The organism is Streptomyces sp. NBC_00154 (genome assembly GCF_026342835.1).
In the GTDB taxonomy this organism is placed as follows: domain Bacteria; phylum Actinomycetota; class Actinomycetes; order Streptomycetales; family Streptomycetaceae; genus Streptomyces.
Genome location: NZ_JAPEMI010000001.1, coordinates 2,833,129 through 2,858,217 on the forward strand (window position 1 = coordinate 2,833,129; position 25,089 = coordinate 2,858,217).

General features: G+C 67.7%; 17 protein-coding genes, 2 tRNA genes and 3 pseudogenes. 10 read left to right on the top strand and 12 right to left on the bottom strand.

The genetic code is table 11. From position 1 onward, the window contains the following. Position 1: 1 nt before the first annotated feature. Positions 2-577, bottom strand: a complete 576-nt coding sequence (gene dcd / locus OHA03_RS12630) for a dCTP deaminase (RefSeq protein WP_030977663.1) — start codon at positions 575-577, stop codon at positions 2-4. 477 nt (positions 578-1,054) lie between these two features. Here dcd and OHA03_RS12635 point away from each other — a divergent pair. Beyond that, a tRNA-Gly gene (locus OHA03_RS12635) sits at positions 1,055-1,128 on the top strand. A 110-nt stretch (positions 1,129-1,238) separates the two neighbouring features. On the opposite strand, the pseudogene OHA03_RS12640 reads toward OHA03_RS12635, so the two are convergent. Further along, positions 1,239-2,053, bottom strand: a pseudogene (locus tag OHA03_RS12640) (hypothetical protein); the annotation flags it as partial. Positions 2,054-2,170: 117 nt separating this feature from the next. Then, a pseudogene (locus OHA03_RS12645) lies at positions 2,171-2,460 on the bottom strand (site-specific integrase); the annotation flags it as partial. Between the two features lie 292 nt (positions 2,461-2,752). Between OHA03_RS12645 and OHA03_RS12650 the strand changes: the two are divergent. Then, the gene (locus tag OHA03_RS12650) at positions 2,753-3,985 is read left to right on the top strand and encodes a phosphodiester glycosidase family protein (RefSeq protein ID WP_267003720.1); all 1,233 of its coding nucleotides are present in this window, start codon (positions 2,753-2,755) and stop codon (positions 3,983-3,985) included. A gap of 156 nt (positions 3,986-4,141) precedes the next feature. Here the strand turns inward: OHA03_RS12650 and OHA03_RS12655 are convergent, their stop codons facing one another. Further along, positions 4,142-4,624, bottom strand: a complete 483-nt coding sequence (locus OHA03_RS12655) for a hypothetical protein (RefSeq protein ID WP_267003722.1) — start codon at positions 4,622-4,624, stop codon at positions 4,142-4,144. Positions 4,625-4,971: 347 nt separating this feature from the next. Between OHA03_RS12655 and OHA03_RS12660 the strand changes: the two genes are divergently transcribed. The 4 genes from OHA03_RS12660 to OHA03_RS12675 all read left to right on the top strand — a co-directional run bounded on the left by OHA03_RS12660 (position 4,972) and on the right by OHA03_RS12675 (position 6,701). Continuing rightward, on the top strand, positions 4,972-5,391 hold the full coding sequence (locus OHA03_RS12660; protein WP_267003724.1) for a DUF6578 domain-containing protein: 420 nt from the start codon (positions 4,972-4,974) through the stop codon (positions 5,389-5,391). Positions 5,392-5,599: 208 nt separating this feature from the next. Next, positions 5,600-5,675: transfer RNA gene (locus tag OHA03_RS12665), tRNA-Trp, on the top strand. Between the two features lie 228 nt (positions 5,676-5,903). Beyond that, positions 5,904-6,128, top strand: coding sequence for a cold shock domain-containing protein (locus OHA03_RS12670; protein ID WP_267003726.1), 225 nt, complete (start codon positions 5,904-5,906; stop codon positions 6,126-6,128). A gap of 186 nt (positions 6,129-6,314) precedes the next feature. Beyond that, positions 6,315-6,701: a hypothetical protein gene (locus tag OHA03_RS12675; protein ID WP_267003728.1), complete on the top strand. Its 387-nt coding sequence runs from the start codon at positions 6,315-6,317 to the stop codon at positions 6,699-6,701. A gap of 259 nt (positions 6,702-6,960) precedes the next feature. Here the strand turns inward: OHA03_RS12675 and OHA03_RS12680 are convergent, their stop codons facing one another. Next, positions 6,961-8,175, bottom strand: a complete 1,215-nt coding sequence (locus tag OHA03_RS12680) for a tyrosine recombinase XerC (RefSeq protein ID WP_267003730.1) — start codon at positions 8,173-8,175, stop codon at positions 6,961-6,963. Positions 8,176-8,395: 220 nt separating this feature from the next. On the opposite strand from OHA03_RS12680, the gene OHA03_RS12685 reads away from it, so the two are divergent. Continuing rightward, positions 8,396-8,758, top strand: coding sequence for a hypothetical protein (locus OHA03_RS12685; RefSeq protein ID WP_267003732.1), 363 nt, complete (start codon positions 8,396-8,398; stop codon positions 8,756-8,758). Positions 8,759-9,055: 297 nt separating this feature from the next. On the opposite strand, the gene OHA03_RS12690 is transcribed toward OHA03_RS12685, so the two are convergent. After that, complete coding sequence (locus tag OHA03_RS12690; RefSeq protein WP_267003734.1) at positions 9,056-9,730, bottom strand: AAA family ATPase; 675 nt, start codon at positions 9,728-9,730, stop codon at positions 9,056-9,058. Positions 9,731-10,662: 932 nt separating this feature from the next. On the opposite strand from OHA03_RS12690, the gene OHA03_RS12695 reads away from it, so the two are divergent. Beyond that, complete coding sequence (locus OHA03_RS12695) at positions 10,663-11,265, top strand: DUF5994 family protein (protein WP_267003736.1); 603 nt, start codon at positions 10,663-10,665, stop codon at positions 11,263-11,265. Between the two features lie 47 nt (positions 11,266-11,312). After that, on the top strand, positions 11,313-11,816 hold the full coding sequence (locus tag OHA03_RS12700) for a DUF5994 family protein (RefSeq protein ID WP_267003738.1): 504 nt from the start codon (positions 11,313-11,315) through the stop codon (positions 11,814-11,816). Between the two features lie 316 nt (positions 11,817-12,132). On the opposite strand, the gene OHA03_RS47815 is transcribed toward OHA03_RS12700, so the two are convergent. The 5 genes from OHA03_RS47815 to OHA03_RS12730 form a co-directional block, all read right to left on the bottom strand. After that, positions 12,133-13,326 carry an ice-binding family protein gene (locus tag OHA03_RS47815; RefSeq protein WP_323181198.1) on the bottom strand — a complete coding sequence of 398 codons (1,194 nt, stop codon included), beginning with the start codon at positions 13,324-13,326 and terminating at the stop codon, positions 12,133-12,135. 562 nt (positions 13,327-13,888) lie between these two features. Then, positions 13,889-15,064 carry a tyrosine-type recombinase/integrase gene (locus OHA03_RS12715; protein WP_267003740.1) on the bottom strand — a complete coding sequence of 392 codons (1,176 nt, stop codon included), beginning with the start codon at positions 15,062-15,064 and terminating at the stop codon, positions 13,889-13,891. A 357-nt stretch (positions 15,065-15,421) separates the two neighbouring features. Continuing rightward, on the bottom strand, positions 15,422-16,180 hold the full coding sequence (locus OHA03_RS12720; protein WP_267003742.1) for a DUF899 family protein: 759 nt from the start codon (positions 16,178-16,180) through the stop codon (positions 15,422-15,424). A gap of 252 nt (positions 16,181-16,432) precedes the next feature. Then, on the bottom strand, positions 16,433-18,088 hold the full coding sequence (locus tag OHA03_RS12725; RefSeq protein WP_267003744.1) for an IS1182 family transposase: 1,656 nt from the start codon (positions 18,086-18,088) through the stop codon (positions 16,433-16,435). 106 nt (positions 18,089-18,194) lie between these two features. Then, entirely contained in the window at positions 18,195-21,335 is a 3,141-nt protein-coding gene (locus OHA03_RS12730) for an FG-GAP-like repeat-containing protein (RefSeq protein WP_267003746.1), read from the bottom strand. A gap of 386 nt (positions 21,336-21,721) precedes the next feature. Between OHA03_RS12730 and OHA03_RS12735 the strand changes: the two genes are divergently transcribed. Next, positions 21,722-24,250 carry an FG-GAP-like repeat-containing protein gene (locus OHA03_RS12735; protein WP_267003748.1) on the top strand — a complete coding sequence of 843 codons (2,529 nt, stop codon included), beginning with the start codon at positions 21,722-21,724 and terminating at the stop codon, positions 24,248-24,250. A gap of 388 nt (positions 24,251-24,638) precedes the next feature. Here OHA03_RS12735 and OHA03_RS12740 read toward each other — a convergent pair. Then, positions 24,639-25,016, bottom strand: a pseudogene (locus OHA03_RS12740) (site-specific integrase); the annotation flags it as partial. Positions 25,017-25,089: the final 73 nt, after the last annotated feature.

Consider the following 25,089-nt stretch of genomic DNA (forward strand, 5'->3'; position numbering starts at 1 on the left):
ATCACACCTGAGTCCGATGGAAGTTCATGAACGAACGCGAGGCCGTCGGCCCACGCTGCCCCTGGTAGCGCGACCCGTACCGCTCCGAGCCGTACGGGAACTCCGACGGCGAACTCAGCCGGAACATGCACAGCTGACCGATCTTCATTCCCGGCCACAGCTTGATCGGCAGCGTCGCGAGATTCGACAGCTCCAGGGTCACATGCCCGGAGAACCCGGGATCGATGAACCCGGCCGTCGAATGCGTCACCAGCCCGAGCCGGCCGAGCGAACTCTTGCCCTCCAGCCGCGACGCAAGATCGTCGGGCAGTGAGATGACCTCGTACGTCGAGGCGAGCACGAATTCGCCGGGATGCAGGATGAACGCCTCGTCCCCGTCCGGCTCGACCGTACGGGTCAGGTCCGCCTGCTCGACGGCTGGGTCAATATGCGGATAGCGGTGGTTCTCGAACACCCGGAAGTAGCGGTCGAGCCGCACGTCGATGCTCGAGGGCTGCACCATCGACGGATCGAACGGATCAATGCGGACCCGCCCGGCGTCGATCTCGGCCCGGATGTCCTTGTCTGAGAGAAGCACGTCCCGAGGATACGCAGAACGCGCGGGCCCGCCCCAACCGGACCGCCCCGCGCGCTCTGCCGCAACCGTCTGCCGACGCCTCTACCGCTCCTCGAACACCACAGGAACGGCATGCCGCAACCGGGCACAACGCGGGCAGCGAATAAGCCTCCCGGGACCGATCCGACCGGCCCCGAGCTGCTGCATCGGGAACGAAGCGGTAGCGAAAATGTGCCCTTCGGCACAGCGGACGACGGTGCGCTCCATGGAGTCCATCAAGTCCCTTCCCCAACAAGCCTTGGACGAGAACGCCACATTAGGGGATGAAGAGGACGCCGCTCCAGGCGGCACTCCGACTACGTACGCTACGCCCCAACTCCCGCCCCCGGCACCCGCATCCACACCTCGGACACGACACCCAGGCTTCCGGCTCACGCACCGGGGGCCTGCCATGGGGTAGAGTGTGCGACGATGAGCGTTGATCGACCAGCGCTCCGCGCGGGTGTAGTTTAATGGTAGAACATGAGCTTCCCAAGCTCAGAGCGCGAGTTCGATTCTCGTCACCCGCTCCACACAAAAGCCCCAGGCCATCGGCCGGGGGCTTCTTTGTTGTCTGGACCGGCCTAAGCGTCACGCACCACCTCCGCACCACCTCCGCACCACCTTGACCGCCTTTTCGCTGTTCAGCGCCCTTCCCCCGAGCAGCTCGGACCATCTTGTCCAGCCCGCTCGCCACCTCTTTCTGCCGCTCGTGATTCGAGTGCTGATAAATCAGCGCGGCCTTCTCGGAGGACTGTCCGGCCCGGACCATCGTGTCCTTGAGCGTTGCCCCCGAGCGCGTGGCGAGCGTGTGCCCGGTGTGACGAAGGTCGTAGAAGCGAAAGCTGTCGGGCATGCCCACCGTCCGTCGCGCCTTGCGCCACTTCCGCCCGAAGGAGGAGCGGCGGAACGGCGCTCCCTGCTCACCTGTTCCACCGTGGCGATCTCACGCTCGGCAGGCGACTCCTTGCCCGCGCCACGGATGCGGCAGGGGTTGCGGCGGATCAGTTCGTCGTCGGTGGCGGTTTCGAGGATCGCTTTCAGCAGCCGGTATGACTTGGCCACGGTCGTTGCCCCAGTGGCCTTGCGTCGCTCTGCCCGCCACTCCCTGACCTTGGGAGCAGTGATCTGATCGAGGTCGACGCCCTCGAATCCCGGAAGGATGTGCAACCGCAGCAGTCGCCGGTAGAGCTCGTCGGTCGTCGCTGCAAGTTCCCGTTCGTCCACCCACTTCAGTGCGTACTCCCCGAAGTTGACCGCTCCCACATCGGGGTCTCGCCAGTTCCCACGGGTGAGGTCAGCCTCCACCTGAGACAGCCAGACTTCGGCATCCGTCTTCGTGGCGAAGGTTTCCTGCGCACGGCGCCGCTCCCCCGTCGAATCGAGGTACGAGGCGGTCCAGCGGCCGGAGCGGTACTGCCGTACCGCGTCAGATGAGGTGACCGGACAGTCGGACAGCTGGGACACCTCCGGCGTGGCCTGTGTCCGGGTCTCGGTATCCGGGAAGTACCGGCCGCCGCCGTCCTTGGTGACCTGTCCGTCAGCGGCCATGCGCGAGCACGTCCGGCGCACGGCCCGCTGATCGTTGGTGCGCTCCGGCGACGCCCGTACGATCCGCAACGCTCCCTGCCCCAGGTCGATGTCGTTGCGTCGCAGCTCCGCCAGTTCCTCGGGGCGGAGCGATGCGAACGGGCCCAGGAAGGCCATCAGTCGCCAGCGCGGGTCCATCGCCTCGGCCAGTGCGAAGACCTGCTCGACCGTGGCACCGGCCGCTCGTCGGGTTCTTCCTTGCTGGCGCCCTTGATCCGGCAGGGGTTGCGCTGGAGCAGTTCATCGTCGACGGCGGTTTGAAGGATCGCCTTCAGCCCAGATGGCTTGCCGACAAGGGTCGACCTGTCCGGCCGGAGCTTCGTGTGCTTGTCCACCCATTGGGGATCCAAGCCCATTACGTGGATCTTGTGCCCCCGTAGGTGCCGTAACGGGCGGCACGATCAGGACCGCAAAGGACGCCGCTGCTGATTAGACGCGCGTCCTGTGGGCGGCGCGCCGTCAGAGTTCGCCGTCCCTTCGGCGCGCCGTTGTCCGATGTTGTGTCCCGTCCTGTGTCATGCCGTCTGTCGAAGATCTGGCACCCAAAGAGATATGACGGGACATCACATGATGAGATCTGTTGGTCGGGCTCGTACGGTCGTCGCCGCGGCGGCCACCGTGGGTGCGGTGGTCGCGGGTGCGGGTCTCGGGCAGGCGACCGCGCTGGACAAGGTCCGGTTGGCTGACGATGTGTCCGTGGCACCGGGCATCAGTTACCGGGCGTTCTCGGTGACGGGCTCGCACGGGGTGGTGTCCGGGCATCTGGTCACCGCCGACCTCACCGACCGGCATGTCTCGGTGGACCTGCTCACCCCCGGCACTGTCTCCAGCCGCGTCAAGCTGTCCCAGATGGCCGCCGCCCAGGGCGCGGTGGCGGGCGTCAACGCGGACTTCTTCAACATCGAGGAGTCCCAGCACGTGGGGGTGGCCCCGACCAACTCCGCGGTCGGCCCGGCGATTGCTCACGGTGAGGCACTCAAGGCGGCTGTGCCGGACGGCCAGCGGTTCGGTCCCGGTCTGCCGCCCGGCACATCGACGCGCGATGTGATCGGGGTGGGCTCCGACAAGCGGGCCCGGCTGGACGAGTTGACGCTCAAGGGAAGCGTCCGCACCAAGTCCGGTTCGTTCGACCTGGGCGGCTTCAACCAGTACGCCATCCCGGTGGGCGGGGTGGGAGCATTCACCCCGAAGTGGGGCGAGGTCTCGCGGCAGCGCTCGGTGTGCGGGACCGACACCGTCCGGGCTGCGGCCTGCTCCACGAACACCTACGAGGTCACCGTCCACAACGGCCGGGTGGTCTCCGGATCCCCGACGATCGGGGCCGGCGCGATCGCCGAGGACACCGTGGTGCTGGTCGGCCGGGAGGCCGGAGCGGACCGGCTGCGCGCGCTCCGGACCGGGGACGCGGTCAAGGTCTCCGACCAGCTGAGGACGGCGAGCGGCAAGCAGTTCCAGTTCGCCGTGGGCGGCTTCCCGGTGCTCCGGGACGGCGCGCCGCTGCCCGGCCTGGACACCAAGGCCGCCGCGACCCGGACCGGCGCGGGTGTCGGTGACCACGGTCAGCTGCTCTACTTGCTGGTACTGGACGGAAGTGCGGAGAGCGGCTCGGGCCTGACGGTCGCCGAGGTCGCCGACGTACTCGGCACCGTGGGCGCCGACGCGGGCGTGAACCTGGACGGGGGCGGTTCGTCCACCCTGGTGACCCGGGACCCGGTGACCGGCACCCCCCTCGTCCGCAACCACCCGACCGGTGGCGCAGAACGCCCGGTCCCGGAGGGCATCGGGCTCTTCTCGCGCTGATCCAATGGCCGGGCGGGCCATGGTGCGTGGCAGGTGCTGCCCCCCGGAAGCGAACCTCGGCAAGATCAAGAAGCTCCTCCACCACGGAGCCGATCAGGAGTGGTGGCACATGGAAGAGGGCTGCGTCACGGAAGCTTGGCGAACCACCGAGGTTGCTTAAGACCACCGCTTGATGATCTTTGCTGGAGATTCCGGGGCCGGCCACACCTGGATACGCATCTTCTCGGTGGTTTCGGGGCTCTCGTCAGAGTCGATGTCGGCCTGAGCTGCCCGAGCCAAGTTGCTCTGGGACACGCGGACGCGGTTCCAGCCTGACGGGACCTCGAACGTAGCCGCATCGGGGGCGTAGTCCGTGCAACCCAGAACCATCAGGCGACCCAACGACATGTCGAGGCTGGCCTCGACCACGTGATCGAATTCCGAGCTGTCATCACTCGGCTCCTGAGGCAGGATGAAAACAGTGACGGATACGTTGACATTAACCGCCGTGCCGATGCCCAGCGCATCCTGTGCAACCGCGAGGTGATCGGCAACGGCCTGGTCCGTCCACGCGTCGCTTAGATCACCGTCCGAATCCGCATCGGATACGTGTATCTGAAAGTAGTCCGCGAAGAGGGTGAGCTCTGCCGTTGTCGTCATGGCGGCACAGTGCCATGCAGCACTGACAGCCGGAGATGCCGTATAGCAGAGAAGCACAGCAACCGTGTCAGCTGTCCGTGGCCTGCGTAGCCGTGTACTGACCGAAATGCCGCTGACCGACCTGCATTGAGCTACGGATCAGAAGTTCCCCTGTGCCACAACCGCGCCAGATCGGGCGGGGACTCGCGGGGAACTGCGGCTGCTGGCGGTGGGCGAAGCCAGTAGCCGCCGAAGTCGGCATCCCGCAGGTCAGATCCCAACTCGCCCCACCACGCTCCTAAAGCGGGTGTCGTAAATCATGCGCGAGGCCCCTAATGAGCTCAGGTCGCTCGGCGGACAATGGCCGCATGACGTTGACGATTTGGATCGATGACTGGCAGATCCAGTGCTGCGGACAGAGCTTCGCGCCAGGGGATGTTGTCTCCTGGACGCTGCTGGAGGTCGATCCGGAGGATTACGCCGACGTCGTTGGCGGCGAACGTGCGGATGAGATCGACTTCCGCGAGGAGCATCACGGCCAAGGGGATGGGCATGCACCCACCTCGGTGGAGGTGGTGTCGATTGCCGAGGTGCACTGCCGTTACGGGGTACCCCCGGGCGCTACGGACAAGGTGAACTACCCCGTTCCGGGCACGACCATGCTGGTTCCGGTGAAGGAGGCGGACGGGCGGGCGAAGGCCAGGCCGGACGTTAGTTTCGCGGGCTATCTGGTGACGGCTCGGCGTGCCACAGACGGACCGGAAGGTGCTGCTGCTCACGGTCAATGAAGGAGTCGGCGGGGCAGGCTTCCTGCCCGGTCGCTGTACAGCAGCTCCGTACCGCAACCCCAGCAACCGCCCCTGTTCGGTAGCGTCCCTCCGGGGCCTCGGGGTGGTCGGTATGGCCGTCGCTGACCGATCCGGCTAGAGCTACGGATCAGAAGGTTCGGTGCACCGATCTGTCCTAAAGCGCGGCGGGGCTAGGATCGCAGCCGGGCGAAGCCGTAGCGCAGAGGTAGTCGCGCGCGGTCTCCAAAATCGCGAGGACGCCGGTTCGAATCCGGTCGGCTTAGCCTGCCCCAGCTGTGCGTCCAGGACGAAGAGCGACCGTGCCAGGTGTGAGCCAGAACGGCCGGCGACCCGCGGTCCATCCCGGTCACGCCACGGCACTGTCTCGGAGTGACCGGGACGGCCTTTCCGCAGCTCAAGCGTCTTATCCCAACTTGTGGGCCCGGTGATTCCCAAGCTTATGCGCCATGCGCCAGGCGCGTCTGCGTGGTGGAAGCCGTAGGCTTCCCTGCATGGTGACTGCGACTGTCCGCGAGTGGGACGACGAGCAAGGGTGGGGCGTTCTCGACTCCCCCGAGACCCCCGGCGGCTGCTTCGGCCACTACGCCGACATCCAGGCGACCGGTTTCCGCACGCTGTCGGCCGGGCAGCAGGTCGACCTCACATGGGAAGCCCCTGGCTTCAAGCAGGACGGGTACGACTACCGCGCGGTGATCATCGTGCCTCGGACTGCCTGACATCCACAGCTGACATCAACGACGGCGTACCTCCACGATTCCCAGCAGTCCGCAACGCCACCGCACTCTTCACCACAACATGCAGTAGCTCCCGGTTGATCGAACTCCTAAAGCGGGTGTCGCCGAGGTGCCTTCTACGAGCGGCCGGCCAGACGGCGACGTTGAGTGTGGGAGACGATGTTTCCCATGCGCTACTTCAACCTGACGGGCTGGCTCGCCATCTTCAACGGCACGGAGTCGGCGATCGGGCGCACCGTGGCTGTGGAGACCTGGGACGAGACCACCGGTACGGCTCTCGTCGTCGACCCCCAGCGCGGTGCGCTGCGCCCAGTCACGGACTACCCGGACTTCTCTCACCTGGAGCGAGCCGACCGGGTCGTGGCCGCTGTGCCAGGTGGTGGTTGGCGCGCCCACTGGAAGGACGAAGGGCCCAACGGGACACCGCTGACCGAGCAGGTGCTCGCATGGCTGATCACAGCGACGGGCCGGGCCACTCCTATCACCGTCGACGCCACCGGCCACGTGGACGACGCCGAGGGAGCCGACCGCCTGATTCCTCCCGAAGAGGACTGACGACCAGGGGGAGCCGGTGCCCATCTCGTGGCAGCCGTGCCAGATACGTGCCAGAACAGGTGGGGAAGAGGGGGCAACAGCGGTTACCTCGACGCGTAGCCCAGCTCAGTAGAGGCACGCTTACGCACAGGTCAGGACCCTGGGGTAGCTTGATCGGCCGGTGATTCCCAAGCTCAGAGCGCGAGTTCGATTCTCGTCACCCGCTCCATACAAAAGCCCCAGGCCAACGGCCCGGGGCTTCTTTGTTGTCTAGACCGGATCAGGCGTCGCGTGCCCGTTCCGTGCCCGATGCCTGAACGTCGGGCACAATCGCAGCCTTCTCCCGCTCGGCGCGGACGCGGGCGTCGATCCCGTCGGCCACCTCCCGCTGACGCTCCAGGTTCGAGTGCTGATAGATCAGCGCGGCACGCTCGGAGGACTGCCCGGCGCGGACCATCGTGTCCTTGAGCGTGGCGCCCGACTGCGTCGAGAGCGTGTGTCCGGTGTGACGAAGGTCGTAGAAGCGGAAGCTCTCAGGCAGCCCGACCTCGGTTCGAGCCTTCCGCCACTTCCGCCCGAACGTGGAGCGCCGGAACGGCTTGCCCCGCTCCCCCACGAACAACAGTCCGTCCGGCTGCTTCTCCGCGTACCAGGCGAGATGCCGCTTGAGGTCCTTCTCCAGAAAGGCCGGCAGGACGAGGAACCGCTTGCCCGCATCAGACTTGGTGTCGCCCGGTGCACGCCGACCGGTGGTGAGTTCGGGCTCGGCGGTCCGCACCCAGATGCCGACGTTCTCCAGGTCCACGTCACGACGGCGCATCGCGGCCTGTTCCTCCGGACGGGCGGGGCCGTACGCGGCGATGTAGACCATCAGGCGCCAGCGCGGGCCCATGGCGTCGGCGAGCGCGTCAACCTGGGCGACGGTGGCGGTCGGGCGTTCTTCCGCGGTTTCCTTGCCGGCGCCCCTGATACGGCAGGGGTTGCGGCGGATCAGCTCATCGTCGGCAGCGGCTTCCATGATGGCCTTCAGGAGCCGGTACGCCTTGGCGATCGTGGTCTCCGCCCCGGTACTGTCGAGCCGTTCGGAGCGCCAGGAGCGGACGCGCGGCGGGGTGATCTCGTCCAGGTCCAAGCCCTCGAAGGTGGGCAGGATGTGCAGTCGGAGGAGCCGCCGATACAGCTCATCGGTCGTGGCGGAGAGACGGCGCTCCTTTACCCATTGCAGCGCGTAGTCCTTGAAGTTGACTGCCCCGGCGTCCGGGGCCTGCCAGTCCCCCCGCCGAACCTCGGTCTGCTGTTCCGCGAGCCAATCGTCAGCGTCCCGCCTGGTCTCGAAGGTGTGCGGGGCCGGACGGTCGATGCCGTCGGGGCCGAGGTAGCGAGCCTGGTACCGGCCTGAGGTCAGCTTTCGGATGCGGCCGAAGCGCCGCTTCGACCAGCAGCCGTAGGCGATGGACAGCACGCCCCCGGTCCGCCATGCTGCCTTGGCGATCATGCGCCCGTGGTGGCTGCATCGTGTGAGGGTGGGGATTGTGGAGCAATCGCAGGTCGAGGCTAAGCCGCCGAAGCGCATCCGTTACCGGTATGAACTTCTCCAACGCGTACTGCCTACTCTGCCCTTTCTTGCCGTCTTCGTGGGCACGACGGTCTTGGATTGGATGACCTGGAAGCCTGCCGGGTCTGAGCCAGCCGAGTCATTGGGTACATGGGCCGCCATGCTGCTCGTGTTCCTGATCCTCGGGCAGTACTCCGGCATCACCCTCACGGAGTCGACAGCCATCGTGCACAGCCTCCGCCGCCGGACCATCCAGTGGTCCAACGTCCAGGCCATCCGCGTCGAACGCTTCCAGGGGTCCCAAATCGTTGTGATCTACGAAGCGGGTGGCCGTCGTACTCGCCTTCGGGCACCGGTCACCGGGTTCCTCTGCTGGGATCGCGAGTTCGAGGAGAAGTTCCGCACCATCGGCAGGTGGTGGCTGGACCACCGCGGCCCGGATTGGACGCCTGTCCTGCTTCCGGGGGCGCAGTGGAGCGGCCCACCGGTTCCCGACGGGAACCCTTTCGCCTCTCCCACGTAGTCGGCGGCTGGTCCACGCACCCTCGGCCGGTGGAGCGCCTGATGGCCGTCGCTGGCCTTTCGGAACCATGACGTGACCGCAGGTCGGGAAACCGGCCTGTCGCTTCTTCGGCTACTGAGCACCGCGGCGACGGTCGTGGTGGGCGTGCCCGTTCCGTGCCCGGCCCGGCGGGACCTTCTGGTGACTCACGGGGAACAGCGGCGAAAGCCGCGATCCAGAGCAGGTCAGGCACTCGGCAGGTCAGCCGCGATCCGCATACGGGGTCTTCCAAACTGGGGACCTCTGAGCGGCGCTCGGTCACCGAATCAGGGCGACCACGGCTGCCTCGATGGGTTCGATGTCCGGATCGCCATCATCTGAGGTGTCGACTTCAACGACGGCATCGACTCCACCCGGCGGATCGAAAATCGACCGCTTCATCTCGCCTCGCTGGAACTGAGATGAGAGCTGTCGGTCGGCTGCCCCGCCTTCGGCCGCTCGGGCGCGGAGGCGCTCGTCGATGACCGATTCGTGGGCGACGACATGAACAGCGAGCACTCGGGCGTCAGATGCGAGTAGCGCATCTAGCAGCTTGTGCGACAACACGGAGGACTCCACGACGAAGCTCACCCCTGAGGAGGCGAGGAGCCGGGCTGCGTTGACCATCACGGCCTCAGCGCGGAGGCTCAAAGGACCGCCGGCGATGTGGAAGTCCGGGTTGAGCTGAACACCGCCGCCCTTGCCGACGGAAGCCGAGGACAGCCCGAGACCGACCTTGATCTCATCCCGGGTCAGGAACGGCACACCGAGGCGACGCGCCGTTGCGCAGGCAACGGTGGTCTTTCCGGCCCCCGGAGACCCGCATACGGCGACCACCACCGGCCGTTCCCACCTCAACATCCGCCGATCCTGCCGGATCTCGACCGTGCTGTCTACGAGCCGATCATGGTCGGCCGAGCAGCCCTCAGCGACCGCACCGACCGCAGTTCGCATCGCGGGAGCCCAAGGAACGGCCCTGTGGCCGTGCCACTCTTGTGCCAGAACGGACAGGGACTCACGGGGAACCGGGGTCCCCAGGGGTGAGCTCGGCCGGACTCCGCCCGCGGTACGGAATCCGCAGGTCACGCGCGTGATCGCCCCACCGCGCTCCTAAAGCGGTGGTCCGAGTCAAGGGAAAGCTTCTTCACCTGGGCAGATAGCATCCCTCGCCATGAGGCGTTCATTGATCGCGCTGACCAGCGCAGGGGCAATCGCTCTCGTCATGGGCGGGTACGCCGTCGGGGCAGCGCAGCACGACAGCACATCCGAGCGGTCCGCGACGTGCGAGCAGGCCAATCGGGAGTTCGAGACACGGGCCGGTCAGATCCGAAGGCAACTGCGACGGGAGTCCCAAGAGGGGGAGACCGATTCCCACCAGCTCACCATAGACACAACGCGGGCGGAGATCATCAGGACGCTCGTGGAGCAGAATCCAACATGCTTCGATGCCGGGACTCGTGCAGCAGCGGCCATTCAACAGCACCCCTCTGAGGGCCAAGCGGACGCCGCCGTGTGTGATCTCACCGCCATCGAGCCTGAGAACTGTTCCGTCGCGGCTGACTGATCCGGTAAAGCCTGGGACTTTAAGGTGTACCCGATCCGTGCCCGACAGGTCGGTAAGCCACGGTCAACAGTCGGGGTGACGAACCGCCGGTCACGAGGACACGAGCGGTGTTGCCTCCGGGTGTGGTGACCGGAAGGTTCCGGCATGCCGTTCGATCCGTCGGGGGCTCATATCCCCAGGACCGCCGCACTCCGCGGGATGCCCCGCCGGAGTACCTTGGACATACCCAGAACATTCCGTACACGAGCTTCCGAGCCCGTGTCGTTCTTGGCGATTCACAACGCCGGGCCGGTGTAGACCGGCCCGGGGCAGGGTTCGCGTCATGACTGCGACCATTCTGTACACGTCCGCGGTCGACGAGCGGACCTTCTCTTTGTCCTCGTTGCCGCCGCGCCTCTCGCTGGCCCCGGCCGGCACCGATCCCGCGCTGCTGGACGGCGCGTGGTGGCCGCGGTCGCGCGATCTGACGGCGGAACTTCCCGCGCTGACAGCGGTGCTCGACCCGCTGTGGGGGCGGATCACCCGCGTGACGGTGAACCCCACCGTCTGGCCCGTGATCCCACGGAAGGTGCCCGTCCGGGGGCATGTGGTCCACGTCGGCTGGTTCAAGGCCGAACAGGACCCGAACAAGTTGCTGCTTCTTTCCTACGCCACCGGCCGCTGGGACCTGCTGGTGATCCCACCGCAGACCGCCCCGGGTACCGCCGCCCGACTGCTGACCGCAGCCGCCGATCCGGCACAGAGCCTCACCGCGAGTGGGCTGATGCGGGAGGCCGAGCTCTTCCGGGCTGCGGCCGAGGCCGACTGGGACCTCGTCCGGGAGACGGTCTGGGACTCCGAAGGCGGCCACAGCGCCCGTCCGGCCTCGCAACGCAGTGTCGGAGCAGTTGTCGCCCGGGCGCGGGGCTCGAGGGAAGGGATGTGAGGCATGGAGATCTTCATCGACGTGCACGTCCGGAGGAGTGGCCTGCCATGACTTCGGACGTGCATGTCCCTGGCCGTACCGATGACGCGGCACCGCTCCTGCTCCTGTCGAACACGAGCGGCTCGCCGATCGTCCCCGGGGCCGCGGTGCTGCGGATGGAGACGACCTCTAATCGTGAGGGGATCTTCGACGGTGCGTGGTGGCCGCGTTCCCGCGACATAGCGTCCCAACTGCCCCGGCTGATCGACGCCTTGGTCGCCCGGCTGGGAGCCATCGCGCGGGTCGGTCTGGACGCGAGTGCCTGGGACGATGCCCCGGGCCACCTCGTGATCGGTGGCCGGACCGTCCGTATCGACTGGTCCGCCGTCGGCGACAGCACGATGATCGTCACGCGTGGTGAGCAGGACCACTTCTCGTTCCTGGTGATCCCGCCCCAGGCCGGTGCCGCCGCCGCGCGCGCTGCGATGGCCATGGCCGTGCAGGACGGAAACTGCACGCCTGCGGAGCAGATCCTCATGGGCGTGGGCATCATCCCCGCATCACCGAGTTGATGCGGGCATGGAAGCGGCTCCGGATGGTCTCGCCACCGGAGCCGGCCCTTCCAGGGCGCCACACGTGAGAGTGTGCGTCCTTGCTTTTAGGGTACACCGCAAATCGGACTAAAGCGTATTCGTTCCCCGTTTATTCCGTATTGCCGTGCCGCCGCCCTGCTATGCGCCACAGGTAATGAGCATTGCCCTAGGAGTCCGGCCGGGCCGGTTGTGCGCCCCTGGAGGGTATGTCCAGGGGCGCAGTCACCTCACGGACGCATGGCGCTGCCACTCAGAGGCCGCCGCCGTGCGATACAGCCATGAGAACGAGCGGACGCTACCAAGCCTTGTGACTGTTGACCTTGTGGCCATTGCCCTTGTGGCTGTTGTCCTTCTTGCCGTGGTCTTTCTTGCCGTGGTCTTTCTTGCCGTGGTCTTTCTTGCCGTTGTCCTTGTGACCGTTGTCCTTGTGACCGTTGTCCTTGTGACCGTTGTCCTTGTGACCGTTGTCCTTGTGACCGTTGTCCTTGTGACCGTTGTCCTTGTGACCGTTGTCCTTGTGACCGTTGTCCTTGTGACCGTCACCCTTGGGGCCCTTGGGGCCCTTGGGGCCCTTGGGACCCTGTGGACCCTGTGGACCGTGAGGGCCCTGTGGACCGTGGGGACCCTGTGGACCTGAGGGCCCAGCGGGTCCGGTCGGCCCGGGAGGCCCGGCGGGTCCGGTCGATCCCGTCGGTCCAGGAGGACCAGAGGGTCCGGTGGACCCGGTCGGCCCAGGAGGCCCGGTGGGGCCGGTCGATCCGGTCGGTCCAGGAGGCCCAGGCGGTCCCGTCATGCAGACCGCCCTCGTGATGACGTTGTGGTCCAACGTGACCGCACCATTACGCGCCAGCGCCCGGCCCTCAATCGCCGCATTGGTGGTCACCGTGATGGCCGTCAGGGCCAGGATGTTGCCCTTGAAGAAGGAGTTGGTGCCGAGGGTGGCGGAGCTCCCCACCTGCCAGAACACGTTGCAGGCCTGCGCTCCGTTGATAAGCAGGACGTTGCTCGACGAAGCTGTGGTCAGAGTGGAGCCGATCTTGAAGATGAAGACGGCGTTCGGGTCACCCTGGGCGTCGAGAGTGACAGTCCCGGTGAGACCCAGCGACGACGAAGCGCTGTAGACGCCGGGAAACAGCGTGGATCCGCCGATGTCACCCGGGGAGGTCAGGACGGTGTTGGTCGGCCTGCTAGCCGCGTCGTTGTACGCGATGGTCAGGTCGGACTTAGCCTGAACGGCGGCGGCATCGGCGACGTGCTGCACTCCGTTGACGATTCCGGGCGGAAAGCCCGTCACCGAGCTCCCAGGGCTGAGTCCCAGGTCGCCGTTGACGACCGTGTTGGGGACCGGGGGGACGACCACATTGGTGACCGTTGTACCGGCCAGGACCGCGTAACTCGTGGCGGCCCCCAATCCCACGGACGCCTCAGCTGCGCTCGCAAGGTTCGAGATCAAAGTCATCGTCAGCACCAGCGCGGCCGCGGGCAGCATGGCGACAGTTGCTTTGAATCTCCGTGTTCTCCGCCTGCCAGGAGGGGTGCAGGGGATGGCATCCAATGCCATGGATGAGTCCTTTCTTGTCACCGTTGAGCTCAGTCGCCAGGCTCCCTGGCGCTCGAGGTGAGCTCTGGTCAGTCACAGGCGCTGTACTCGCGACGAGGTCCCACGGACTCGTGATGCACCGTCACCCGCCTATAGAAACTACTCATATACATGTAAAAAGGATCTTATTTGGACTCAAGGAGTCGCACTGGCATGGCGTTCGCTCTACCGGCGGATACCAACGGATCAATTGGGCTACCGACGCAGCAGCAATGCCGAGCACAATCACGCCGTCGACCCTGGCCCGGCTGGGGTGGTACAGCAGTGCGGTAACACCCCAGCAACCGCCCCCGGACTGCAGCATCCGTCCGGGCCCGCAGAGTTACCGGCATGACTGTCGCCGACCGATTCTGCTGGGCAAGGAACAGAAGGTGCCCGTGCCCGATCCGTGCCCGACAGGGCGGGGAGCCACGGTCAAACGCGGGTGCAAAGGCGAGCGCCATGGGCCCCCTTAGCACCTATTCCCGCGGGTCAGCTCGCCGATGGGGGCACAAAGCCCGGTGATTCCCAAGCTCAGAGCGCGAGTTCGATTCTCGTCACCCGCTCCATACAAAAGCCCCAGGCCATCGGCCCGGGGCTTCTTTGTTGTCTGGACCGGCCTAAGCGTCGCGCACCACTTCCGCACCACCTCCGCATCACCTTGACCGTCTTTCCGCTGTTCAGAACCCTTCCCCCGAGCGGCCCGGACCATCTTGTCCAGCCCGCTCGCGACCTCCTTCTGCCGCTCGTGATCCGAGTGCTGATAGATCAGCGCAGCTTTTTCGGAGGACTGTCCGGCCCGGACCATCGTGTCCTTGAGCGTCGCCCCCGAGCGCGTGGCCAGCGTGTGCCCGGTGTGACGAAGGTCGTAGAAACGAAAGCTGTCGGGCATGCCCACCGTCCGTCGCGCCTTGCGCCACTTCCGCCCGAAGGAGGAGCGGCGGAACGGCGCTCCCTGCTCACCTACGAAGAGCAGTCCCTCCGGGCCCTTCTCCGCGTACCGGTCGAGATGCCTCCGCAGATCCAGGTGCAGAAAGGCCGGCAGGACGACGTACCGATTGCCCGCCTCGGACTTGGTGTCCCCCACGGCGCGCTCCCCGGTGTTCAGCTCCGGCGCTGCCTTGCGAACCCGAATGGTCATCGCGTCCAGGTCCACGTCCTTGCGGCGGAGCTCCGCCTGTTCCTCCGGCCGCAGCGGACCGTAGGCACCGAGGTAGACCAGCGCGTATTCGGCTTCGCTCACATCGCGGCCGGTGACGTGCAGGATGCCGTCGGCCTGTCCGCGGGCCCGCTTGAGTACGAGCGTGGCGTCTGCTGCTCCGGCGATGCCGTTGGTGCCTGAGACCTCGGTCAGGAAGTCCTCGGAGGCCATCTTGCGGACGTGGTGGACCAGGACGACGGCGATGCCGTAGTGGTCCGCAAGCCGCTTGGCGTAGCCGACGGAGACGTAGTCCGCGTCGTAGGCGGACACGCCTTGCGGGGCCTGTCCGCGCATCTTGGCGAACACGTCGATGACGACCATCCGGGCATCCTGGTTGCGCTCCAGCCACTGCGCGATGGCCTCGCTGCCGCCTTGCGGGAAGGGAGGGCATTCGGTCACCAATGTGAGCCCGGACGGTGCGGGCTGTCCGCCCAGGAGCTTGCCCATGCGGCTCAAGCCGAGAACTCGCAGCAGTCGTGAGGGAGCGCTACAGCACAGAACCTGCTGCGAAGGAATACCTGGCTCATCTGCGCGACCTCGGACAGGCCAAGCCCGTTTTCCTGCCGTCGTAAGTCGCGCCGCACAGCACCAGAACAGCCGGGCCCCCGGACGCTTAGCCCGGGGGCCCGGAGCTGTCCCAGCTGTGATGAGGACTCTTGAAATCGGCCGGGGTTGCTCTTCCTCCCCAGGTGGTCTCCTTTTCAAGGAGTGGGAGATCGGGTGAGAGCGGAGCGGGGTAGGCACACGTGCTGTGCCCGCCCCGGTCTTCGGACGGTGGTTCCGCTGTGGCTGTCGGGCCCGGGCTCAGCCGCAGCAGCCCGAGCTGCCTGTGCTGGACTGTTCGCCGTGGAGGTCGTCGTCGTGCCCGGCCGCGATCCGTGCCCATTGCGCGGTTGGCCGTCCGTCCTTGCGGAACTGCTGGCCGCGGGCCTCATACGGCTGTGGCCAGTCTGCCGGGGAGTCCTCCCAGATCTCCTGCCGTCCGTGGACGGTCATGTCGAGGATGCCGTAGGAGGGCGTCATGGGCTCGACTCCTCGGCCGGTGGTCCAGTACGTCTCGTAGACACGGCCCTCGTCGCGGAGGTAGCACGCTTTCATGCCGAAGTAGCGGCCGGCGAGGAGCCGTTCGTGGGACTCGGCGGGTACGGAGTACCAGGGCATCTCCCAGCCCATGAAGCGGCGGTAGCGTTCGGACTCCTCGTAGGGGCCCTGGCAGAAGGCGACGAAGGTGACGTCACGCTGGTGCAGATAGGACAGTTCGCGTACCTGGCCGGTGAAGAAGGTGCAGCCCTCACATTGGTCGGCGGCGGGGCGGCCCTCGTGCCACATGTGATACGACGCGAACAGCTGGGTACGGCCGTCGAAGACGTCGATCAGGGGAACTTTTCCGTTGCCTCCGACGAGCGGAGTCGACGGGTCGACCTCGGTCATGGGCATCCGTCGCCGTCCTGCGGCGATCGCATCGCCCTCCCGGGTGTGCACCTTCTCCCGGCCGCGCAGGGTGTCGATTGCGGCCAGCCACTCCGAGCGGGAGACGACCGGCGGCTTGTTCATAGCAGTCATGCCCGTACTGACCCGGCAGCCGACAGAAACTCATCGGCAGGGCCCGAAGCGGGCGGGTCAAGCGTCCGCAGCCCGTCCCCGACCCGCCCGCCGCCATCGGCACGCCGGACCCAACTGTCGAGCCCCACAACGAATTTCATTCTGAAACGATCAGTGATCCGGCCCCGACTCGACCGAGTCGGGGCCGGAACCCGAGACTTTCAGCAGCCTTCTAGAACCAACGCCGGGACTCTGTTGGTGATCTTGTGGGGGTCAGGTGACGGCGGTGCAGAGGGCGTGGAAGTGGCTGGGTGCTCGCCGGGGGCGCGTAGGGTCGGCGATCCAGTCGGTGATGCGGGTGACGTTGCAGGCCAGGCCGGTCAGTACGTGCTGGACGTGCGTCTTGGGCAGGCCTCGGTAGCGTGTCCGGCGCAGGCCGCAGGTGCGGACGTTCTGGGAGAGGGTGGCTTCGATGCCGGCGCGGATCGCGTAGCGGCGCTGCCAGTCTTCGGTGCGCTGGTCGAGGCGGTTGCGCTGCTGGATCTCGTGCAGTTCGCGGGTGGGCAGCAGTGCGAGCGAGCGCGGACCACTGACCGCCTTGGTGCACTGGGGTCGGACGGGGCAGGCCAGGCAGGTGGCCTTGTCGAACTTGACCTGGATGTAGTTGTGGCCGCTGATGTGCAGGGGACGCCACTCGCGGCTGACGGTGCCCTGGGGGCAGGTGGCCTGGCAGCGGTCCCAGTCGATGGCGAAGGCGGCCTTGTCGAAGCCGGCCCCGCTTTTGGCCTGGTGGCTGTGGTCGGGCACGACCGGGCCGAGCAGGGTGATGCTGTGTACCCGGTGAGCGCGTTCAATCTGCGCGGGGCTGATGTAGGCGGCGTCGACGGCGTGCTCGGCCGGGATGAGGCCGACCTGGGCCAGATCGTCGTGGATCTGGGCGGTGAGTTCGCCGTCCTGGACCGGGGCGATCGTGGTGGCCACATGCACGACCACCTCCGGCAGGTCTGACGTGCACGTCTCGGTGAAGTGAGTGCGGTAGCCGGACCAGGCGGTGTCACGTTTGACGCAGTAGTGCGCGTCGGTGTCGTACGGGGAGTCGAACCGCAGCGATGCCGGAGGCAGCGCGTGTCCGTCGCGCCAGCGCAGCCGCCCGCGGGTATCCCAGACGTAGTGGTGCACCCAGACCTGGCGCAGGATTTCCACCTGCGCCAACGCCCGGAGCTGGGGAGGGGCGTCGGCCGCCCACGCGGCGGCCAGGACCTTGTGTCCGTCCCGGCCGAAGGTCTCGGCCAGCGCGGTGACCCCGGCCTTCCCGCCGGGCACCTTGCCGATCTCGATCTTGCGCCCGTAGCGCTTGTCCCACTCCGGCTCGACCAGCGGCAGCAGCCAGTCCGGGTCCGCCTGGGCGAGCTGCTCGAGGGCGGCCCGCAGGCTCTCGCCGACCAGCTCCAGCCGGCTGAGCGTGCGCACCGCCGCAAGCACATGGGTCGCATCCGTGCGTTGCCGACCGCCGGATTTAAGCAGCCCGGCCTCGGTCAGCCGATGCAGCATCACTCGCAGCAGCCGGTCGGCCGCGTCGTCCTGGGTCAGCCTGGCCCGGAACTCGCACAGCACCGAGTGGTCGAAGCCGGGATCGTTCAACTCCAGGCCCAGGGCGTACTTCCAGTCGATCCTGGTGCGGACCGCGTTCGCGGCCGCGCGGTCCGAGAGGTTCTCCGCGAACTGCAGCACCGACACCAGCGCCAACTGCCCAGGTGACAGTCCCGGACGACCGTCCTTCGGATACAGGTCAGCGAACTCGCCGTCCTCGAACACCACATCCAGCCGGTCCCGTATCAGCATCGCCGGCGTGCCCTTCGGACACGCCGCCCACGCCGTCACCATTGTCCGCGTCGGTATGCGCTGGAAACTCCTGGCCCGCAAGGACATCTCCGCCCCTCTCCCCGAAACCACCCCGCTCCACTCCAGCGAACCGCCGAACGGACGACCTGTCAGCACCCCACACAAGATCGCCAACAGAGTCACGGCGTTGCTTCTAGAACAGGCCCTTGTACCCCTGCCACCCCGTGGTGATCTGCGTGCGCGAGGTGAACGATCCGTTTCCCTTGCCGTCGTTGCGGTAGAGGTTGCCGGAGGTGTCGCGGACGACCAGGTCACCCTTGCCGTCACCGGTGATGTCACCGACGCCCACCATCGCGTTGTACGTCTTGCCCCAGGCGGTGAATACGGTGACCCGGTCCTTGAACTGGCCCGCGCCCGTGCCGTCGTAGCGGAAGAGCGTGCCGTCGCTGCGGCGGGCGAGCAGATCTCCGAAGCCGTCGCCGTTGAGGTCGCCGACACCCGTGATGTGGGTGTACGTGGTCCACGCCGAGCGAATCTTCACCCGGCTCTTGAAGCCGCCGGCGCCGTTGTCGGCATACAGGTAGACGTCGCCCGTGGAGGCCTGCCGCGCGATGAGGTCCGTACGGCCGTCGCCGGTCAGGTCGCCGGGCGCGGTCAGCACGTTGTACTGCTGCCAGCCGGTGCTGATGGACGTGTAGGCGCCGCTGGGGCTGTAGCCGCCGCCCGCGCACTTGCCCGTGTAGCGGCGCAGGGTGCCGTCGGGCGTGCGGACCAGGAGGTCGTTGCAGCGGTCCTTGGTCAGGTCCCCGAAGGGCACGGCGTAGGTGCCCGCGGGCCAGCCGGAGCCGGACGCCTTGCTGCCGAAGGCGCCCTTGCCGTCGCCGTAGTGGGTGGTGAGGTAGCCGGAGGAGCTGAGCGTCATCACGTCGCCCGCGCCGCCGTTGAGGTCGTGGTGGCCGCGTGCACCACCGGCCACCGTGATGCTCCCGGTGAGCTGCAGGGCCGCGCCCTGGCCGTCCTTCGGCGCTGCAGTCAGCGTCCAGGTGTACGTCCCGTCGGTCGCGTACGCCGCGTCGGAGACCTTGCCGTCCCAGTCGGCGGTCAGCGCGGCGCCGTGCGCGGTGGCGGTGAGCGTCCGCACGGTACGGCCGGCCCTGTCCTTGATCACGATCTGTGCGCCGGACACCGCCGGCTTGGACAGCTGCCAGGAGCCGTCCCAGCGAACGTCCGTCGTGGACTTCAGGTCGATGGACGTGTCTGGGTGCGACTCGATCTCGGCCAGCGGGGACGTGGGCAGACCGGTGGACTCGGCGTGCACAACGCCCGTGGCCGTGTCCAGCCAGGCGACGCCACCGCCGAACCGGTCGGCCGTGATCTTCCCGGTGGCACCGGGCAGATCGGCCAGGTCCCGGGTGTCACCGACGGTGCCTGCGGTGAGGTCGGTCAGGCGGACCTTCCCGGCGTCCTTGTCGAGGCCGAGCAGATAACCGTCGCCCAGCTCACCCACGGCGGGAAGGTCGGCCTTCTGCTTCGTCGTACGGTCGTAGAACCCGGAGCCGGAAGCGCAGTCCCAGGCGACCCAGCGGCCCACGGCCTGGAGCCGGTTCGGCGTGCAGCCGATGTCGACGGTGTCGGCGGTCTCCTCGGACTTGAGGTCGACGGCCTTGATGGTGCCGTCGGTGTCGCCCACCGTCCACAGCTTGGTGCCCCACACGGCGCTGCCGCCGCCCACGCGCTCGGAGACAATCTTCGGCCCGCCGCTCGCGGCCATGTCCGCCACGTACTGGTGGTCATCGGGGCCGGTGCCCTGCCCGAAGACGACATAGCGGCCGGACGCCGAGAGCAGCTTGCTGCCGTACGTCGTGGGATAGCCGTTCGGGTCCGGGGGCAGCGTCAGGGACAGCGAGTCCTGCTCCGAGGAGCGCACCTTCAGGACTCCCTTGGAGGTGTCCCGGTACGCAAAGCGGCCGTCGCCGGTGCCTACGGGGAGCGCGTCCCCGAACCGGCGTACAGTGCTCGCGTCGTCCGTCGCCGCGGGCTCCTGGAGCACCGAACGGTCGCCCGCGGACGGGCTGTCGCCGAGGTCGAGGGTGCGCTTGAAGATCGAGGGGTAGGGGTTGGTGTCCCACTCGCTCGTCGCCAGCACTCCGGTGGACAGGGCGAGTTCATGCACCTGGCCGGCGCGTGCCGGCAGCTCGCGCAGCGTGCTGAGGCCGATCGCGCCGTCGGAGCCGACCGTGGCCTTGCGCACCGCCCAGTGGCCCGCGTCCGCGCCGCCCGTCACCAGGACGCCGCCGTCGGGCGCCGCCGCCATGGAGAGGGCCGCGTGCGGCAGCAGGGTCTTGGCTTCGCCGCCGCCGATGGGCAGCGCCCGCAACTCCCCGCCCTGGCGTAGCTGGTACTCGTCGCCGGGTTGCTGTGGCGAATAACCCGTGGCGGCAAGAACGTAGTCGCCGAGCACCGCCACGGTGGCCGGGTACTCGCGGCTGCCCGCCACGTCGACCGTCGTCTCGGCGCCGTCGAGTGCGTCCCGGCGCAGCAGATGCACCTTGTCGTCGCCGGACTCGCTGTCGTACCAGCCCACGTACGTGTCGGAGAGCACGACCTGCAGCTGCGCGCTCGCCCACGCGGTCGGGAAGGCCAGGGTCGCGCGCCCGGTGTCCAGGTCGACGAGCGTGATCTGCTGGCCACCAGTGATGGGGGTGCGCAGGGCGATGGTGTGCCCATCGGCGCCGACCGCCCACGCGGATGCCGGCACGGCACCGGTCACCGTGGTGTCCGTGAGCTCGCCGCCGTCCGGCTTGCGCAGCACGTGCAGCGCTTCGATGGCGCCGGTGTCCTTCGAGGTGGCGGTGAGGACGGCGCCGCCCGTGGCGCCGAGATAGATGTGCCCGTCGGGCAGCGTGAACGTCGTCGACGCACCCGCCTTGAGGTCCTTCAGCTCGACTGTGCGGGACGCTTTCGTGTACAGGGCAACGACGTCCGAGGCCGAGCCGTCCACCCGCACTCCGGAATCGGCGGGGTCGGAGCCGACGGCCTGTGCGTCGCCGCTCTGTGGGATCCACCGGTAACCGCCCATGGGCCCCAAGCCGGTGTTGTACGCGTCGCCCTCCTGCTCCTCCCTGGCGAGGAAGCCCGAAGTGCCCGCATCGTGCACGGTGTTCTTCAGCGGTGCGAACCGGTCGGGGACCGGGATCGTCAGGGCGGCCGGCTCGGCCTGGGCGCCCTGGAGGAGAAACGGAGCTGCGCCGCCGGCCACAGCGAGGGCGGCGGCCGTCGCGATGCCCGTGCGTATGAGTTTGCTTCTGCGACCATGCGAATGGCGTGCTGCCACGCATACCTCCAACTGACTGGTAGTGGGGAGACGGCTCGACGCGGGCACCGACGGACAGGCGCATACGGCGCGTATCGACGTGATGCGATGCGGAGCAGACCTCCGGAGGCCGCGAAAGCTAACACAGGAAGTACACGGAATTCGAACGTGCCCGCGAATCGTTCGTCAGCGGCTAAACGGTTGGCGACACCGCCGTGTGACGTTTGAGCATGGCGTCGCGCTGTGTACTTCGGGCAGCCGATGTGGCAGCTGCGCTCAAGCCCACAGATGTGGTGACTGGTGCGCTGGAGTTGGTGCAGACCATGTACATCGAGATGCCAGGGCGGGAATCTGTGTCGAACAGCAGTAATACAGGGTTGGGCAGACGTCGGCTGCCGCAGCGAAGAATGCGCAGGATCGTCCTGCCCTCCCTCGCCACGGCGCTGATCGGTTCCGGCGCGCTGGCCGCCCTGGCCATCGGCACCACTTCCTCGCCCGAGGACTCGCAGCGCGAGGTTCGTCCCGCCGCCGTCCGCACCCTGGCCCTGGAGGGTTCGTCCGCGACGGCGCGTGGGCGGCAGCAGACCACCACCGAGGATTTCTCGATGGTGGCCGTGAGCTGGCCCTCGGCCAAGACGCGGCTCAGCGGCGAGGTGGAGATCCGCACGCATGCCGCCGGCAGCAGCACCTGGAGTGGCTGGCGCGGGCTCGAGATCGCTGACACGCCGCCCGACTTGGGGCGTGACGGCTCGGGCAAAGGCATGCGCGGCAGCACCGAGCCGCTGTGGGTGGGCCCGTCGAACGGCATCGAGGCCCGGGTGAGCGGCAAACGATCCCTGCCCGCGTCGATGCGTCTGGACCTGGTCGACCCCGGGACGGGCGGGTCCCCCGCCGCGGACAGCGAACTCGCCGCGTTCACCGCCGAGAGCGCGAGCCCGTCGCCGTCGCCGACCTCGGTGACCGGGCCGCGTTGCCTGGACGGCCTGTCGACTGCGCCCGCGACGCCGGCCACCGGGCCTGTCCCCAAGCCGGCGATCATCTCCCGCGCCGCCTGGGGCGCGGACGAGTCGATCGTGCAGTGCCCGACCGTCTACAGCCCGGCAGTCAAGGCCGTCGTGGTTCATCACGAGGCAGGCAGTAACAGCTACAGCTGTGCGCAGTCCGCAGCCATGGTCCGGTCCATCCAGGCCTTCCACGTCAAGACCCAGGGCTGGGGCGACATCGGGTACAACTTCGTCGTCGACAAGTGCGGGCAGATCTTCGAGGGCAGCAAGGGCGGTGTCGACAAGCCGGTCAAGGCCCGGCACACCCTCGGCTTCAATCCCGACACGGTCGGCATCTCTCTGCTGGGCAACATGGAGACCGCCAAGCCCACTACGGCCGCGCTCGCCGCGATCTCCCGTATCGCCGGGTGGAAGCTCGGCCTGTACGGCGCGGACCCGCTGTCGAAAACGACGCTGACCGCCGAGTTCGACAACGGCCGCTACACCGCGGGCCAGCAGGTCGAGACCGACCGCATCACCAGCCACCAGGACCTCATGGCGACCGCCTGCCCTGGTGCCAACCTGCACGACCGACTCGCCGACCTGCGAGCACTGACCACCTCACCCACCGCTTCCGCCGCCCGCCCCACCGCGGACCTGGGCCGCGACGGCGTCAGCGACCTCGTCGCCGGTATGCCGAAGAACGCGAGCGGCAGCCTCACCGTCGTCCCCGGCTCGCTCACGGGACCCTCTGCAGCCGCCAGGAAGACGCTGACCCAGGCCAGTTCGGGCGTCCCGGGCACGGCGGAGAGCGGCGACTCGTTCGGCGCCGCCACGGCAGTGGGCGACATCAACGGGGACGGCTACGCGGACCTCGCCATCGGAGCACCCGGTGAGGACGACACCTCCGGCAACGCCGACCGCGGCGCCGTCACCGTCCTCTACGGCCCCGGCCTCACCTCAGGCCTCTCGTACACCACGGTCGGCACGACCGCGGCGGGCGCCAAGCTCGGTTCCGCCGTCACCGTCGGCGACTTCAACGCCGACGGCAAAGCCGACGTCTTCTCCGCGGGCACCGGCAACGGCGGCAGCTGGAACACCCACCTGCCCGGCACCACCACGCAGTACGGCACCCTGACCACGGCCACCACCCCACTCGCCTACGAGGACGCCGCATCCGGCGACTTCAACCGCGACGGCTACGCGGACGTCGCCCTCACCTACCGTGACGCCGCCGGCATCGGCCGCCTCGTCTGGTTCAAGGGTGGCACCAGCGGCCTCACCAAGGTCGGCGTCCTGTCCGTCAAGGGCGGCCGCTCCCTCGCCGCCGGCGACATCAACGGCGACGGCATCGACGACATCGCCGTCGGTCAGCCCTACACCTCCGAGTCCGGCGCGCACGCGGGCGGCCAGGTCACCGCCCTCTACGGCACCGCCGGCACGGGCCTGACCTCCACCGGCGCGACGGTCATCCACCAGGACACCTCCGGCGTGCCGGGCGCGGCCGAGTCCGGCGACGCCATGGGCGCCGCCGTCTCGGTCGGCGACTACAACGCCGACGGTTACGCGGACGTCCTGACCGGCGCCCCGAACGAGGACATCACCCGCAACTCGGTGAACGAATCCGACGCCGGCACATCGGTCCTCCTCAAGGGCAGCTCGACAGGACTCACCGGAACCGGCGCCCAGGCCATCTCGCAGGACACCAGCGGCGTCCCCGGCTCCACCGAGACAGGCGACAACCTGGGCTCGTCCGTCTCTCTCACGGATCTCTCCGGCTACGGCCGCGCCGACCTGACGATCGGCGCGGCGGGCGAAGACACGGGCAACGGCGCACTCCTGGCCATCCCGAGCAACAGCACCGGCCTGGGCCTGTCCACGTCCACCTACTACGGATCGACCCAGCTCGGCACACCGGCCGGGGCTCACCTGGGAACAACCGTGACCCCATAAGCACCACCTCTTGCGTCCGCGTGGCACGGCAACGACCACGCTGCCGCGCAGACATCGCAGCCGGATTGGTGGGCGGTTCGGTCTCCAACCGGACCGCCCACCCCAGCAACGCGAGCAGCGATCGCTAGCGCCTTCCTTCTCGCAGAAACGCGCACCACGTCGCACCACCTCCGCACCATCTGCGGCGGAGAACCACGGTCAACAGCGGTAAACCCACCGTCGCGCGAAGCGAGCACTCGACGGTATCCGTGCAGGCCAGAGCGCCGCGCCCACACCGGGACTTCTTCTCAGGATTCCCAAGCTCACAGCGCGAGTTCGATTCTCGTCACCCGCTCCATGCAAAAGCCCCAGGCCATCGGCCCGGGGCTTCTTTGTTGTCTGGACCAGTTCAAGCGTCCCGCACCAGATCCGCACCAGAAGGCTTCTCCACGGCCTTCTCGCGGGCGGACCGCACGAGCTCATCCAGCCCGCTCGCGACCTCCTGCTGTCGCTCAAGATCCGAATGCTGATAGATCAGCGCGGCCTTCTCCGACGACTGCCCGGCGCGGACCATCGTGTCCTTGAGCGTGGCCCCGGACCGGGTGGCCAAGGTGTGTCCGGTGTGACGAAGGTCGTAGAAGCGGAAGCCGTCCGGCATCCCGACGAGCACACGGGCGCGGCGCCATTTCCGCCCGAAGGTGGAACGCCGGAACGGCTTGCCCTTCTCCCCCACGAACAGAAGCCCGTCCGGTCCCTTCTCCGCATACCAGTCGAGGTGACGTCGGAGGCCCCAGTGCCCAGTCAGTCGAGGGACGGGACGGGTTGACCGAGCTCAACGGCTTCCCGTGATCGACCTGATA

Excerpts from the sequence above, each read along its gene's own strand:
- OHA03_RS12715 (WP_267003740.1), bottom strand. The coding sequence starts at position 15,064 with ATGGGCAAGCTCCTGGGCGGACAGCCCGCACCGTCCGGGCTCACATTG.
- OHA03_RS47815 (WP_323181198.1), bottom strand. The coding sequence starts at position 13,326 with ATGCTGCCCGCGGCCGCGCTGGTGCTGACGATGACTTTGATCTCGAAC.
- OHA03_RS12735 (WP_267003748.1), top strand. The coding sequence starts at position 21,722 with ATGCGCAGGATCGTCCTGCCCTCCCTCGCCACGGCGCTGATCGGTTCC.
- OHA03_RS12725 (WP_267003744.1), bottom strand. The coding sequence starts at position 18,088 with ATGTCCTTGCGGGCCAGGAGTTTCCAGCGCATACCGACGCGGACAATG.
- OHA03_RS12695 (WP_267003736.1), top strand. The coding sequence starts at position 10,663 with ATGACTGCGACCATTCTGTACACGTCCGCGGTCGACGAGCGGACCTTC.
- OHA03_RS12655 (WP_267003722.1), bottom strand. The coding sequence starts at position 4,624 with ATGACGACAACGGCAGAGCTCACCCTCTTCGCGGACTACTTTCAGATA.
- OHA03_RS12670 (WP_267003726.1), top strand. The coding sequence starts at position 5,904 with ATGGTGACTGCGACTGTCCGCGAGTGGGACGACGAGCAAGGGTGGGGC.
- OHA03_RS12650 (WP_267003720.1), top strand. The coding sequence starts at position 2,753 with ATGATGAGATCTGTTGGTCGGGCTCGTACGGTCGTCGCCGCGGCGGCC.
- OHA03_RS12680 (WP_267003730.1), bottom strand. The coding sequence starts at position 8,175 with ATGATCGCCAAGGCAGCATGGCGGACCGGGGGCGTGCTGTCCATCGCC.
- OHA03_RS12685 (WP_267003732.1), top strand. The coding sequence starts at position 8,396 with ATGCTGCTCGTGTTCCTGATCCTCGGGCAGTACTCCGGCATCACCCTC.
- OHA03_RS12700 (WP_267003738.1), top strand. The coding sequence starts at position 11,313 with ATGACTTCGGACGTGCATGTCCCTGGCCGTACCGATGACGCGGCACCG.
- OHA03_RS12675 (WP_267003728.1), top strand. The coding sequence starts at position 6,315 with ATGCGCTACTTCAACCTGACGGGCTGGCTCGCCATCTTCAACGGCACG.
- OHA03_RS12720 (WP_267003742.1), bottom strand. The coding sequence starts at position 16,180 with ATGACTGCTATGAACAAGCCGCCGGTCGTCTCCCGCTCGGAGTGGCTG.
- OHA03_RS12660 (WP_267003724.1), top strand. The coding sequence starts at position 4,972 with ATGACGTTGACGATTTGGATCGATGACTGGCAGATCCAGTGCTGCGGA.
- OHA03_RS12690 (WP_267003734.1), bottom strand. The coding sequence starts at position 9,730 with ATGCGAACTGCGGTCGGTGCGGTCGCTGAGGGCTGCTCGGCCGACCAT.